This window comes from Desulfomicrobium escambiense DSM 10707 (assembly GCF_000428825.1).
GTDB classification, from domain to species: Bacteria; Desulfobacterota; Desulfovibrionia; order Desulfovibrionales; family Desulfomicrobiaceae; genus Desulfomicrobium; species Desulfomicrobium escambiense.
Window position 1 is genome coordinate 165,344 of sequence record NZ_AUAR01000007.1, and the last position, 13,190, is coordinate 178,533.

Sequence of the window (13,190 nt, forward strand, 5' to 3'; positions counted from 1 at the left end):
GAGCACAACGCCAACAGGACGACACTGCCATGGACCACATGTCCTCCAATCTGGAAGACTATCTCGAAGTCATCTTTTCCCTGGAATCCGCGCATTCCGAGGCACGCGCCAAGGATATCGCCGACGCCATGGGCGTGCAGCGCGCCTCCGTGACCAACGCCCTGCAGAAACTCTCCCAGCGCGGCCTCATCAACTACCAGCCCTACAGTTCGGTGACGCTCACTCCCGAGGGCTTCCGCACGGCCACGCGCATCGTGCACCGCCACAAGGTGCTTTTCGACTTCCTGCACACGTTCCTGCAGATCCGCCCCGAAGTGGCCGAGGACACGGCCTGCAAGCTGGAGCACCACATCGACGACGAGAGCCTGGAGACCCTGACCAGGTTCGCCCGCTTCATCATGACCTGCCCGCGCACGGGCAAGGACTGGCTCGATAACTTCACCAGGACCTGCAACGAACGGGGCACCTGCACCAACTGCGCGGAATGCATCCGCTCCTGCCTGGAACGTCAGGACGACAAATGCTCCAAGTCGTCCTGACGAACGGCTTGCGCGACGGGCCCCGAATGATCGGGAAAAAACTGCGGAATCCGGCCGCTCTGCGGCGGCCTCTTGGCTTGACAAATTAGACGTCCTAAATATTCTTCCCCCCGGCGTGAATCCGGCCGACCATGCAGCTTCAAGGAGAACTCGTGTCAACCATCGTCAACTTGCGACAAATGCACGTGGACCAGCGCGGCATCATCAAGACCGTCGCCGCCCAGGGCGAACTCGGCCGCCGCATCCGGGACATGGGGCTTGTCCCCGGGACCGAAGTCACCGTCATCGGTCGAGCTCCCCTGAAGGACCCCGTCGCCCTGCGCCTCAAGGGTTTCACGCTGACCCTGCGCAACAGCGAGGCGGACTTCATCACCGTCGAACTCCCGGAAAAAGCCCTTGACTGAAGCCATCGCCACCATAGCCCTGGCCGGCAACCCCAACGCCGGCAAGACCACGCTCTTCAACGCCCTGACGGGGTCGAGGCAGCACGTCGGCAACTATCCCGGCATCACCGTCGAGAAGAAGGAAGGTTTCGTGGAGATGCCCTCGGGCGCGGTCCGCGTCATCGACCTGCCCGGCACCTACTCCATGACGGCCTATTCCCAGGAAGAGCTCGTGGCCCGGGACTTTCTCGTCAAGGAGCGCCCCCAGGGCATCATCAACGTCATCGACGCCACCAGCCTGGAGCGCAACCTGTACCTGACCGTGCAGTTTCTGGAACTGGGCATCCCGGTGACCCTGGCCCTGAACATGGTCGACGCCCTGGAGTCCAAGGGCATCCGCATCGACTCGGACCGCCTGGCCGACCTCATGCGCCTGCCCGTGGTCCGCACCGTGGCCCGCAGCGGCCTGGGCGTGCGCGAGGCTCTGCAGGCCGCCCTGTCGCATCCCCGACAATCATGGGAACCCCTGTTCATTTCCTACGGCCCCGACCTGGACCCCGTCCTCGCGGAGATGACCGCGCTGATCGCGGCGGCGGGATTCATGGCCGACACGTACCCCCCGCGCTGGCTGGCCCTCAAGTTCCTGGAAAACGACCTGGTCGTTCGCCAGCTCTTCGAGGCCGACTACGAGTTGCACCGGCGCCTGCGCGACATGGCCGCAGAGGTGTCCCGCCACTGCGAGAAAACCCTCAAGACCCAGCCCGAATTTCTCATCGCCGACTACCGCTACGGCTACATATCCTCCATCCTGCGTCAGGGCGTGCTGACCGTCATGCCCGACCTGCAGGGCCGGGCCGACCTGTCGGACAAGATCGACGCCGTGCTGACCCATCAGGTGGCCGGCCCGGCCATCATGTTCGCCATCCTCTACGGCCTGTTCAGCCTGACCTTCACCCTCGGAGAGGCGCCCATGGGCTGGGTCGAGGCCGTCTTCACCCGGCTGGCCGAACTGGCCGGCAAGATGCCGCCCGGCCTGACGCGCTCCCTGATCATCGACGGCGTCATCGCCGGCGTGGGCGGGGTGCTGGGCTTCGTGCCCCTGATCCTGATCATGTTCCTGGGCATCACCTTCCTGGAGGATTCGGGGTACATGGCGCGCATGGCCTACATGCTCGACCGCGTCTTCCGCATCTTCGGGCTGCACGGCAGCTCCGTGGTCCCGTTCATCATCTCCGGCGGCATCCCCGGCGGCTGCGCCGTGCCGGGCGTCATGGCGGCGCGCACGCTCAGAAGCCCCAAGGAGAAGCTGGCCACGCTCCTGACGGCGCCCTTCATGGCCTGCGGGGCCAAGGTCCCGGTCTTCATCCTGCTGGCGGCCGCGTTTTTCCCCGAGCACGGGGCGCAGGTCATGTTCCTCATCACCCTGGCCGGCTGGGCAGCGGCCCTGGTGGCGGCCAAATTGATGCGCTCCACCATCATCCGCGGCCCGTCGACCCCCTTCGTCATGGAACTTCCACCCTACCGCATGCCCACGCTCATGGGCCTCGTGCTGCACACCTGGGAGCGCGGCTGGCAGTACATCAGGAAGGCCGGCACCATCATCCTGGCCATCGCCGTGCTGATCTGGGCCATGATGACCTTCCCCGGACTGCCCCAGGAAAAGGCCGCGCCCTACGAGGCCGAAATGTCCGGCATCCGGGAGCAGTTGCAGACTGCACCCGACGAGGTTGCCCGCGGCAACCTCGAGGCCTCCCTCGCGGCCCTGGAGCTGCACCTCAAGGAGGAGGCCCTGACCTATTCCCTGGCCGGCCGCCTGGGCCAGGCCATCGAGCCCGTCACGTCCTGGGCCGGCTTCGACTGGCGCACCAACATCGCCCTGCTGGGCGGCATCGCGGCCAAGGAGGTCATCGTCTCCACCCTGGCCACGGCCCACGCCCTGAGCGACGCGGAGGACCAGAACTTCGCCGCCCGCATTGCCTCCGCGCCGGGCTGGAACACCAGCGTGGCCGTGAGCCTCATGATCTTCGTGCTCCTCTACTCGCCGTGCTTCGTCACCGTGGTGGCCATCGCCCGCGAGGCGTCCTGGGGCTGGGCGGCCTTCAGCGTCGTCTTCAACACGACATTCGCCTTTGCCCTGGCCACGGCAACCTATCAACTCGGCATGCGCATGGGGTGGTGATGTTCTTCTGCAAAACCAAGGACACGGCCGGTGGGGTACGGACCCTGAACGACCTCAAGGACGGCGAGAAGGCCGTGGTGCGCTGCCTTTCCCGTTCCCAGGGCTGCCATCTGAGCAAACTCACGGCCATGGGCATCACCCCGGGCACCGAGATCGAGATGCTCTCCAACTCCGGCGGGCCGCTTCTCGTCCTGGTCCGATCCAGCCGGCTCTGCCTCTGCCGCAGCCTGGGGCAGGCCGTCGTCGTGGAATGAAGGTCTCCGTCGTCATCCCGGTCTTCAGGGAAGGGGAAATCGCCACGCTGCTGGCCGACCTCCTGGCCAGACCGGACGCCGGCGCCCTCGAAATCGTCGTGGTCGACGGCGCTCCCGGACAGGACACCCTGAGCCGCATCCCGGCCCATCTGGCCCAAAACCCTCGCCTGTCCCTCCTGGCCTCCCCTCCCGGTCGGGCCGTCCAGCAGAACGCCGGGGCCGGGGCCGCACGGGGCGACATCCTCCTTTTCCTCCACGCCGACACACGCCTCCCGGACAACGCCTTCTCCCTCGTCCGCCAGTGCCTGGCCGACCCGGCGCTGTCCGGCGGCGCCTTCAGCCTGGGCTACGCTGAAGCCTCCGCGGGACTTGCGTTCATCGCTGCCGCGGCCAACGCGCGGTCGAACTTCACGCGCGTGCCCTACGGCGACCAGGCCATCTTCCTGCGCCGGTCGGTTTTTCGGCAGCTCGGCGGTTTCCCGGCCCTGCCAGTCATGGAGGATCTGGAACTCATGACCAGACTGCGCCGACAGGGGCACGCCATCCGCATCCTGGCCTTCCCCGTGCGCACCTCGGGCCGCAGGCAACTGCGCGAAGGCCTCGTGCGCTGCACCCTGCGCAACCTTTTCCTGCGCCTGCTGTACCATCTCGGCGTTCCGGCCGAACTCCTGGCCGGCCTGTACCTCAGGCACGGAGGCTAGGGTGCGCGTGCTGCTCTTCACCAGATACCCCCGCCCCGGGGCGGTCAAGACGCGGCTGGGCGCGGTCGTCGGCATGGACCGGGCCGCGGCCCTGCAGACCGCCTTCATCCGCGACGAACTGCGCATGCTCCAAAGCCTGGGGGTGCGCGTGACCGTCTGCTGCGAACCGTCGACGCCGACAGATGCATACCGGGCCCTTTTCGGGCCGCACCACGACTACGCCGCCCAGCGCGGGGCGGACCTGGGCGAACGGATGCTTGGCGCCCTGCACGACGCCCTGGACACGGGCGAACCTGGCGCCGTGCTCATCGGCAGCGATCTGCCGGACCTCCCGGCGGGCAGCATCGATAAGGCTTTCGACGCACTGACGCAGTCCGCCCTCTGCCTGGGCCCGACGCCCGACGGCGGCTTCCACCTCCTGGGGCTGGCCGCCCCGCTGCCGGCCGACGTTTTTGCCGGCGTTTCGTGGGGAGGCCCGCATGTCCTGGCCCGCACCCTGGACAACTGCCGCCGCCATGGGCTCCCACCAATCCTCCTCGACCCCTGGCCCGACGTGGACACGGTCGAGGATCTGGCCGACTATGCCCGGCGCAACCGCGACGCCGATTCGCAGACCATGGCCTGCATCCGCCGCTTCAACCTGGTGCCCGACGCATGGAAAAGCTGATCTCCGAGTTTCTGCTGGAACAGGGCTGGGTGAACGACGTTCCCGCAATCTCCTTCCTGGCCGCTGGCGAATACAACCAGAACTTCCGCGTGCGCTGCGGCGGCCGGGACATGGTCTTCCGCATCAACCGCGGCAGCCAGCTGGGCCTGGACGACCAGATCGGCTACGAGTTCCGAGTCCTTAAGTGCGTGGCCCACTCGGGCGTGACGCCGCGTCCCCTGCGCGTCCACACGGACCACGCGCCCTTCGGCGGCGGGGTCATGCTCATGGAGTTCCTGCCCGGCTCGGCGCTCGATTACGGCCGCGACCTGCACAAGGCTGCCCGGATCTTCGCCCGCATCCACGCCCTGCCGCCCTGCCCCGGCCTGCTCGCCCAGGAGGACCCCGTGGCGGCCATCGCGGCCGAAAGCCTCGGGCTCATCAACCGCTACCCGGACCACGCGCTGACCGGCGAGCGCGCGCGCCTGCTTGATTACCACGCACGCATCGTCCGCCTGGGCGAAGACAGCCGCCCGCTCTTCGCCGGGGACCGCCCGTGCGTGGTCAACACCGAGGTCAACTCCGGCAATTTCCTCATCGGGCCGGACGGCGCCTTTCTCGTGGACTGGGAAAAGGCCGTCGTCTCCAGCCGCCACCAGGACCTCGGCCACTTCCTGGCCCCGACGACCACGCTGTGGCGAACGGAAACCGTCATCGCCCCCGACCGGCGCCGGGCATTCCTGGCCGCCTACCACGCCGACCTGGACGACGCGCCGCCCCTGGAGGCCCTGGACCGCCTCTGCGCCGTCATGGAGCGGGTCATCGTCCTGCGCGGCCTGTCCTGGTGCTTCATGGCCCACCACGAGTACGCGCACGGCATGAAGCCCCTGACCGACCCGCTGACCAGGGAGAAGATCGGCCGCTACATGCGCGAACTGGATTTCTTCATCGCCTCCCGCGCCTGAGCCCCGCCGGGCGGCGTATGACAGAGACACTTGCCAGCGGCCCGGCTTTGCCGCAATGTCTGACGCGCCACTGCCGCCGTGAGGGTGAAATTCCATGTCCAAAGACGCCTACAAGACTGTCTATTCCACCGAAAATACCGTGTGCCGCAAATGCGGCCGACCGACCTGCGTCTGCGCCGCCAAGTCGGCCAAACCCGCCGCGGCCGCGGGGCCCGTGCGCGTCGGACGGGAGACGAAGGGTCGCAAGGGCGCCGGGGTCACCGTCGTGACCGGCCTGTCCATGAGTGAAACCCAACTTCGGGACCTGCTCTCGGCCTGCAAGAAGCGCCTGGGTTGCGGCGGCACCCTGCGCGACGGGGTGCTCGAGTTCCAGGGCGAGCACCGCGACGCCCTGCTGGCCCATCTCGCCGGTCTGGGCATCGCCGCCAAGAAATCGGGGAACTGATGCAGGGCGACAGCGAACTCTCTCTCAAACGCCGTCTCGCCCACTTCGAACGCGCCCAGCGCCATGCGCGCATCGGGTCCTTCGAGCACGACATGCGTACGGGGCAGACCTTCTGGTCCGACGAGATGTATCACCTGCTTGGCTTCGAACCCGGCGAGGTCTCCCCGTCCCTGGACCATTTCCTGAAGCTCCTGGTCAAGGAGAGCCGGGCGCGCTTCCTGCGCAAGATGCGCATCAGCGCCGTCACCGGGCGCCCCTTCCGCATCGAGATCCGCTACGTCCTGAAGACCGATTCCCCGCGCGTGGCCCATATCAGGGCCGAATTCGAGGCGGATGAAACCGGGGCGATGAGCATCGTCTCCGGCACCTTCCAGGACGTGACCCGCCGGCGCAACACGGAAAACGCCCTACGCCGCAGCGAAGCCCGCTACCGCTCCATCTTCGACCACGCCCTGGAGGGCATTTCCCAGACCACTCCAAGCGGCGCCTTCCTGAGCGCCAACTCCGCCATGGCCTCGATCCTGGGCTTCAATAGCCCCGAGGAACTCATGGCCTCCATCGGCAACATCGACCGCGATCTCTACGTCGACCCCGAAGACCGCGAACGCTACCTCGACCTGCTGCACGAGCACGGGAGCATCCGCGGCTTCCAGACACGCATGAAGCGCAAGGACGGAGCGGTCATCTGGGTCTCCCTCAACGCGAGCCTCATCCGGGACGCGGCCACGGGCGAACCCTGCCTGCTCGGGACCATGGAGGACATCAGCCGGCGCAAGCGCTTCGAACTGGCCCTCATGGAGTCGCAAAAGCGCTTCCAGAACCTTCTGCAGCGGATCAACTTCATCGCCGTCACCCTGGACCTGGGTGACCGCATCGTCTTCGCCAACCCCTACCTGCAGCGCCTGACGGGCTGGCACGACGCGGAACTGCTCGGCCGCAACTGGTTCGAAAAGCTGGTGCCAACGGATCAGGGCGAAGCCATGCGCTCGGTCCTCGAAGCAGCCTCCGACACGGCGCCCGCCGATCCCCGCGAGTCCGACGCCGAGATCCTGACCCGCGATGGCAGGCGCCTGCTCATCCGCTGGAATACCGTGACCGAAACGGACATCCAGGGCGCGGTCACGGGCGTGACCTGCATGGGCGTGGACATCACGGCCATCCGCAAGGCCGGCGACACCCTGGCCCGCAGCGCCCTCCTGCACTCCATGCGCCTGCGCATCCACGAAGCGGCCCACGCCACGAAGGACTTCTCGGCCCTCATGCGCAGCGTGCACGCGATCCTGTGCGAGGCCATCGACGCCAAGAACCTCATCACGGCGATCCTCAACACCGACAGGAACTCCCTGGAATTCCCCTACTGGGTCGATGAAACGACCGACATCGCGAGCGCCTCCCCGCGCATCGAGAACGTGGACGACCCCGAAAACCGGCGCCTGACCCTCGAACTCATGCGCGGCAACATCCCCAACATCCTGAGCGGCGAGGACATGCGCGCCCTGTCCGACGCCGGAAAACTCACGGTCGTGGGCGGCGTCCCGCGAAGCTGGATGGGCGTCCCCCTTACGGTGCGCGGAGCGGGCATCGGCGCGCTCATCGTGCAGAACTACGCCACCGCGAAGCAGTACACCCGTCATGACCTGGACATCCTGCTCGAGGTTTCGGAGCAGATCGCCCTGGCCATTGAACGCCAGCGGCACGACGAGTTCTCCCAGACGGCCGAGGAGATCATCCGGGACATCCCCGCGGGCCTCTTCATCTACAAGTACCAGGATCCCGACAACCTCGTCCTGGAGAACGCCAACCCCGTGGCCCTGCGCCTCATCGGCCGGCGCCTGGAGGAGGCCCGGGGCATGCTCTTCACGGACATCTGGCCGCGCGGGACCATGCTCGAAACTTATCTGAACTGCCTGCGCACCAAGGTCCGTTTCAACTGCGACGCCCACCGCTACGAGGACGAGCGCATCAAGGGCTACTTCCGCCTCCACGCCTTCGCCCTGCCCGGCGAGAAGCTGGCCGTGGCCTTCGATGACGTGACGGAACGCCAGCGCACCCAGCAGGCCCTCATCCGGGCCAAGGAGGCGGCGGAATCGGCCAACCGGGCCAAGAGCGAATTTCTGGCCAACATCAGCCACGAGGTGCGCACGCCGCTGAACGGCATCATGGGCATGCTGCAGCTCTGCCTGCAGTCCGAAGCGCCCCCGGAGCTGGCGGAATACCTACGCACTGCCCTGGAGTCCTCGCGCAACCTGCTACGGGTGCTGAACGACGTCCTCGATTTCACCAAGGTCGACGCGGGCAAGATGGAGCTGCTGGAATGGGTGTTCGATCTGGACGATCTGCTGGGGCAGGCCGTGAATTTCTTCAAGGCCCTGGCCATGGACAAGAGGATACGCCTGCACCTGGAAAAGCCGCCGGTCCTCGGCCGTTTCGTCGGGGATGAGGGACGCCTGCGGCAGATTCTCTTCAACCTGATGGGCAACGCACTCAAGTTCACGGACTCAGGCCAAGTCACCCTCGAAGCCTGGCCCGTAGGCCGGACCAACGGTCACGAACGCCTGCTCTTCGCGGTCCGGGACCAGGGCATCGGCATTCCGCCGGAAAAGCTGGACTACATCTTCGAGTCCTTCACCCAGGTCGATGGCAGCTACTCGCGGCGCTACCAGGGCACCGGGCTGGGGCTGCCCATCGTGCGCAGGCTCGTGCACCTCATGGGCGGCAACATCTCCGTGGAGAGCGTCGAGAACGAAGGCACGACCATCTTCTTCGTCCTGCCCCTGCTGCGGTCCGAAGCCATGCCTGCCAGTAAGGCCGAAACCGCCGCCCCGGCCGGCGAGGTCCGCCCCCTGCACGTGCTGCTGGTGGAGGACGACGTGGTCAACATGACCATGGCCAGGCGCATGCTCGAAAAGATGGGCCACAGCGTCGCCTGCGCCCGCACGGGCCTGGAGGCCCTCGACTGCCTGCAGGTCCCCGGCATCGACATCGTGCTCATGGACATCCAGATGCCGGACATGGACGGCATGGAGGCCACGGGCATCGTCCGCACCGACGCCCGCTTCGCGCCCTACGCCCGGGTCCCGATCATCGCCCTGACGGCCCACGCCATGGCCGGTGACGAAGAGCGATTCCTGTCGTCCGGCATGGACGCCTACCTCTCCAAACCCTTCGACCACACCCGCCTGCAGGCGCTACTGCACCGCTTCTTCTGATTCCCGACGGGCCGCGACGCCCCGCTTGGCGTACGGCATGACTCGGCACGACGAAAGACATGGATTCCCGCCTTCGCGGGAATGACATGTGGCCTGGCCGCGGGATGCGTTCTTCCGCCGGCTTGGACGAAGCGCGTTCTGACGGGCCGCCTCACCGTCATTCCCGCGAAGGCGGGAATCCACTCTTTCCCCCAAAACGGGCGCAAAAAAACCTCCGCAGGTCGCCCCGCGGAGGTCGTGTCTCACGCCTTGTTGCGCAGTCCGTCTACTTGAGCCCGGCCGTTCCCTGGAAGGTCACGGAGACGACCTCGTAGTCCACGCGGCCTTTGGGGACCTGCACGGAAATCTCGTCGCCCTCCCGCTTGCCGAGCAGGGCGCGGCCCACGGGGGATTCGATGGAGATGGTGCCCTTGGTGTGGTCGGCCTCGTCGGGGCCGAGCAGGGTGTAGGTCTTCTGGTCGCCCGTCTCCATGTCCTCGAGGGTCACGGTGGCGCCGAACACGGCCCGGTCGCTCTGCAGTGTGTCGATGTCGATGACGTCGAAGCGGATCATGCGCGACTCGATGTGGCTGATCCGGGCCTCAAGCAGGCCCTGGCGCTCGCGGGCCGCATCGTACCCCGCGTTCTCGCGCAGGTCGCCCTCCTCGCGGGCTTCCTTGATTGCCTGAATGACGGCGGGCCGTTCCTTCTTCAGTTCGTCCAGTTCCTTTTCCAAGCGCTTGTAGCCTTCGACTGAAATGGGAATCCTGTTCATCGTCGTCCTTACTGTGCAGAGATTGTCGTATGGCAATAAAAAAAGATGCTTTGCCCGCCAATGGACTGACGGGCAAAGCGGGATCGTCTTTTCAAAAGCAAAACTGCTCCCTACGTAGTGCATCGGGCACTGCGGGTCAAGGGGCGCAACGGTTCAATCGGCCATGACCTCTCCCAGGCGGGCGAAGGTTTCCGTCGCGGCGGGCCGCAGGCGCACGTCGTGCACGTCCTGCAGCTTGCGCATCTGGCGGATCATCTGCTCCAACCGGTCGTCCTCGTTGACCAGGAGCCAGATGCGGCTCTCGCCGCCGCCGTTCAAGGGCAGGCAGAGAATGGCTTCGACGTTGAAGGCGCGCCGGGAGAAGAGCCCGCAGACGTGGGACATGACGCCGGGGTGGTTGCTGACAAGGACATCGAGGACGGTGCGCGGGCTACTCATGGTTCTCACCTCCGAGCATGGTTCTGTTGGCGGCCCCGGGAGGGACCATGGGCCAGACTTTCTCGTCGCGGTCCACGGGCACGTGGATGAGGGCCGGCCCCTTGTGGGACAGAGCCTCGCGCAGCACGGCGTCGGGGTCCGCCGCTCCGGCCAGGTCCCAGGTCTTCCAGCCGAAGCCCTGGGCGATGCGCGGGAAATCGACGTTCACCTCGTAGAGGGACGAGAAGTAGTTGGCCTTGAAGAAGAGTTCCTGCTGCTGGTGCACGAGGCCCAGGCAAACGTTGTTCAGCAGGACGACGGTCACGTCCGCGCCCTGCTCGGCGGCCGTGGCCATCTCCTGGATGTTCATGAGCAGGCTCCCGTCGCCGCTCACGCAGACGACCTTGCGCTCCGGGGCGGCCAGAGCCGCGCCGATGGCCGTGGGCAAGCCGAAGCCCATGGTCCCCAGGCCACCCGAGGTCAGCCAGGACATGCCGGGCTGAAAGGGGTAGCTCTGGGCCGCCCACATCTGGTGCTTGCCCACGTCGGTCACGACCACGGCCGTGTCGCCGCACAGCTCACCCACGCGGCGGATGAGTTCCTGAGGCGTGGCGTGCCCGCCCTTGTCCGGGATGCACGACGGGAAGGCGCGCTTGAGAGCCGCGATGTAGTCGAGCCACTCCTGACGAGGCGCTTGCGAGACCTTGGGCAGGATGGCCCGCACCACGTCGCCCACGTCGCCGAGGATGGCCACCGAGGCGGGCCGAAGCTTTTCCAGTTCGCTGTGGTCGATGTCGATGTGGATGACCCGGGCCTGGGGGCAGAACTCCGCCACCTTGCCCGTGGCCCTGTCGTCGAAGCGCACGCCCGCGGCCACGATGAGGTCGCAGGCCTCCATGGCCATGTTGGTGTGGCGCTGGGCGTGCATGCCGAGCATCCCCATGCTCAGGGGGTGGTCGTGGGGCACGGCCGTGAGGCCCATGAGGGTCGAGGTCACGGGCATGGACGCGCGCTCGGCCAGTTCGAGGATCTCCCGGCCCGCGCCCGAGGCCACCACCCCGCCGCCGACCCACAGGACGGGCCGCCGGGCGGCGTCGATCATGCTCACGGCCGACTCCAGGTCGGCGTCGAAGAAGGCCGGAGCCGGGTCCTTTTCGCCGGGCTCGGGCCAGCTCTCGAACGTCACGGTTTCCAGCTGCACGTCGCGGGGGATGTCGACGAGCACCGGGCCGGGGCGGCCCGAGGCCGCGATGGCGAAGGCCTCGGGGATGACGCGCAGGAGGTCGGCGGCCTCGCGCACCAGGAAGTTGTGCTTGGTGATGGGGATGCTCATGCCGTAGGTGTCCACCTCCTGGAAGGCGTCGGTGCCGATCATGGCCCGGGGCACCTGGCCGGTGATGCAGACCACGGGCACGGAGTCGAGCTTGGCGTCGGCGATGGCCGTCAGGATGTTGGTCGCGCCGGGGCCGGAGGTGGCAAAGCACACGGCCGGGCGGCCCGTGACCCGGGCCATGCCCTGGGCCGCGAAGCCGGCGCCCTGTTCGTGGCGGGCCAGGACGTGGCGGATGCGCGCGCTGCGCGAGAGGGCGTCGTAGAGGGGGAGGTTTGCGCCGCCGGGAATCCCCGCGATGGTGCGGATGCCCTGGCGTTCGAGAAGGCTGATGGTCAGTTGCGCGCCGGTCATGGAAAACATCGTGCACTCCTTGTTCGGCTCGTCCGTTGACCGGCGAGGGGGTGAGCCGAAAAAGGAAAACCCCCGCCGGCGCCTGCGCTGGCGGGGGTGAAGCGTCGTCCAAATCCCGTTACAGCGTCAGGGCGTCCCTAACTACGCATACTACGACGACTACGACTAGGCTGACGAAGGCGTTGCAGATGCGGTTCATGGGATGTTCCTCGGGATTTCGGGTAATCGAGTATCGAATGATTCGTGCCTATGACTTTCGAAATTCCATGTCAAGGGACTCTTGACCGCGAAGGGACGGCAGGTCAAAAAACACCTTCATACGGTCGCGCCCGGTCAGTGCGGCGAATTCGCGCCGGGCCTTGATTCAGACCCGCGATGCGGGCATAGTGAGCCCGCGGCCAATCTTCGTGTTCACCTTCAACCACACAGAGGAGGGCTCATGCCCACATCGGAATACACGCTTTTCAGCGGCGGCGCACCGGGAGCGGAAGCGGAATTCGGCCGGATGGCCGAAAAATTCGGCGTGCAGGAAGTGACCTTCACCTTCGAAGGCCACAAGATCGAACGTTCCAGAGGCCTGAGAGTCCTGACCCCCGAAGAACTCATGCGCAAGGACGTGAGCCTGAGCTACGTCTCGAAGCTGCTGAACCGCACCTTCACCAACGCGCCCACGATGCGCAGCATCCTGCAGACCATCATGTACCAGATCGACTCGGGCCACGAGGTCTTCGTCGTCGGCACCATCATGGAGGACGGCACGGTCAAGGGCGGCACGGGCTGGGGCACCGAGTTCGCCAAGATCTGCAACAAGCCCCTCTACGCCTTCGGCCAGGTCCGCAACGCCTGGCACAAGTGGACCGGCGAGATCTGGGAGCGCTGCGAGACCCCGACCATCACCAACCACCACTTCTGCGGCACCGGCACCCGCTTCCTGGAAGACAACGGCCGCCAGGCCATCGCCGACCTGTTCGCCAAGTCCTTCGGCAAATAGAGCCTTCCCGCCTTTCCATAGGT

At 66.6% G+C, this 13,190-nt stretch carries 13 protein-coding genes; 10 read left to right on the top strand and 3 right to left on the bottom strand.

Annotation, left to right across the window (positions count from 1 at the left end):
- Positions 1–29: 29 nt before the first annotated feature.
- The 9 genes from G394_RS0108465 to G394_RS20140 all read left to right on the top strand — a co-directional run bounded on the left by G394_RS0108465 (position 30) and on the right by G394_RS20140 (position 9,321).
- Complete coding sequence (locus G394_RS0108465) at positions 30–539, top strand: metal-dependent transcriptional regulator (RefSeq protein WP_028577290.1); 510 nt, start codon at positions 30–32, stop codon at positions 537–539.
- Positions 540–718: 179 nt separating this feature from the next.
- A complete protein-coding gene (locus G394_RS0108470) occupies positions 719–943 on the top strand; it encodes a FeoA family protein (protein ID WP_425387233.1) in 225 nt (74 codons plus the stop codon).
- On the top strand, positions 936–3,101 hold the full coding sequence (gene feoB, locus G394_RS0108475; RefSeq protein WP_028577292.1) for a ferrous iron transport protein B: 2,166 nt from the start codon (positions 936–938) through the stop codon (positions 3,099–3,101). The genes G394_RS0108470 and feoB overlap by 8 nt, the downstream gene beginning before the upstream one ends.
- The gene (locus tag G394_RS0108480; protein WP_043775169.1) at positions 3,101–3,355 is read left to right on the top strand and encodes a FeoA family protein; all 255 of its coding nucleotides are present in this window, start codon (positions 3,101–3,103) and stop codon (positions 3,353–3,355) included. Before feoB ends, G394_RS0108480 begins: the two co-directional genes overlap by 1 nt.
- The gene (locus G394_RS0108485; protein WP_028577294.1) at positions 3,352–4,056 is read left to right on the top strand and encodes a TIGR04283 family arsenosugar biosynthesis glycosyltransferase; all 705 of its coding nucleotides are present in this window, start codon (positions 3,352–3,354) and stop codon (positions 4,054–4,056) included. Before G394_RS0108480 ends, G394_RS0108485 begins: the two co-directional genes overlap by 4 nt.
- 1 nt (position 4,057) lies before the next feature.
- Positions 4,058–4,723 carry a TIGR04282 family arsenosugar biosynthesis glycosyltransferase gene (locus G394_RS18540; RefSeq protein WP_051307059.1) on the top strand — a complete coding sequence of 222 codons (666 nt, stop codon included), beginning with the start codon at positions 4,058–4,060 and terminating at the stop codon, positions 4,721–4,723.
- A complete protein-coding gene (locus G394_RS0108495) occupies positions 4,711–5,667 on the top strand; it encodes a phosphotransferase family protein (RefSeq protein WP_028577295.1) in 957 nt (318 codons plus the stop codon). The genes G394_RS18540 and G394_RS0108495 overlap by 13 nt, the downstream gene beginning before the upstream one ends.
- 94 nt (positions 5,668–5,761) lie before the next feature.
- On the top strand, positions 5,762–6,112 hold the full coding sequence (locus G394_RS0108500; protein ID WP_028577296.1) for an SUI1 family translation initiation factor: 351 nt from the start codon (positions 5,762–5,764) through the stop codon (positions 6,110–6,112).
- Positions 6,112–9,321, top strand: a complete 3,210-nt coding sequence (locus tag G394_RS20140) for a PAS domain S-box protein (RefSeq protein ID WP_051307060.1) — start codon at positions 6,112–6,114, stop codon at positions 9,319–9,321. Before G394_RS0108500 ends, G394_RS20140 begins: the two co-directional genes overlap by 1 nt.
- A 265-nt stretch (positions 9,322–9,586) precedes the next feature.
- Here G394_RS20140 and greA read toward each other — a convergent pair whose 3' ends face one another.
- The 3 genes from greA to ilvB form a co-directional block, all read right to left on the bottom strand.
- Positions 9,587–10,075: a transcription elongation factor GreA gene (greA, locus tag G394_RS0108510; RefSeq protein WP_028577297.1), complete on the bottom strand. Its 489-nt coding sequence runs from the start codon at positions 10,073–10,075 to the stop codon at positions 9,587–9,589.
- Between the two features lie 153 nt (positions 10,076–10,228).
- Positions 10,229–10,513: an acetolactate synthase small subunit gene (gene ilvN / locus G394_RS0108515; RefSeq protein WP_051307061.1), complete on the bottom strand. Its 285-nt coding sequence runs from the start codon at positions 10,511–10,513 to the stop codon at positions 10,229–10,231.
- A complete protein-coding gene (gene ilvB / locus G394_RS0108520; protein ID WP_028577299.1) occupies positions 10,506–12,185 on the bottom strand; it encodes an acetolactate synthase large subunit in 1,680 nt (559 codons plus the stop codon). Before ilvB ends, ilvN begins: the two co-directional genes overlap by 8 nt.
- A gap of 430 nt (positions 12,186–12,615) precedes the next feature.
- On the opposite strand from ilvB, the gene G394_RS0108530 reads away from it, so the two are divergent.
- Positions 12,616–13,167 (top strand): hypothetical protein, encoded by a 552-nt coding sequence (locus G394_RS0108530; protein ID WP_028577300.1) that lies wholly within the window; start codon positions 12,616–12,618, stop codon positions 13,165–13,167.
- Positions 13,168–13,190 lie beyond the last annotated feature (23 nt).

Bases quoted from the DNA above. Each gene is read 5' to 3' on its own strand.
- G394_RS0108470 (WP_425387233.1), top strand. From the start codon at position 719: ATGCACGTGGACCAGCGCGGCATCATCAAGACCGTCGCCGCCCAGGGC.
- greA (WP_028577297.1), bottom strand. From the start codon at position 10,075: ATGAACAGGATTCCCATTTCAGTCGAAGGCTACAAGCGCTTGGAAAAG.
- G394_RS0108495 (WP_028577295.1), top strand. From the start codon at position 4,711: ATGGAAAAGCTGATCTCCGAGTTTCTGCTGGAACAGGGCTGGGTGAAC.
- G394_RS20140 (WP_051307060.1), top strand. From the start codon at position 6,112: ATGCAGGGCGACAGCGAACTCTCTCTCAAACGCCGTCTCGCCCACTTC.
- G394_RS0108485 (WP_028577294.1), top strand. From the start codon at position 3,352: ATGAAGGTCTCCGTCGTCATCCCGGTCTTCAGGGAAGGGGAAATCGCC.
- ilvN (WP_051307061.1), bottom strand. From the start codon at position 10,513: ATGAGTAGCCCGCGCACCGTCCTCGATGTCCTTGTCAGCAACCACCCC.
- G394_RS0108530 (WP_028577300.1), top strand. From the start codon at position 12,616: ATGCCCACATCGGAATACACGCTTTTCAGCGGCGGCGCACCGGGAGCG.
- G394_RS0108465 (WP_028577290.1), top strand. From the start codon at position 30: ATGGACCACATGTCCTCCAATCTGGAAGACTATCTCGAAGTCATCTTT.
- G394_RS0108500 (WP_028577296.1), top strand. From the start codon at position 5,762: ATGTCCAAAGACGCCTACAAGACTGTCTATTCCACCGAAAATACCGTG.
- ilvB (WP_028577299.1), bottom strand. From the start codon at position 12,185: ATGTTTTCCATGACCGGCGCGCAACTGACCATCAGCCTTCTCGAACGC.
- G394_RS0108480 (WP_043775169.1), top strand. From the start codon at position 3,101: ATGTTCTTCTGCAAAACCAAGGACACGGCCGGTGGGGTACGGACCCTG.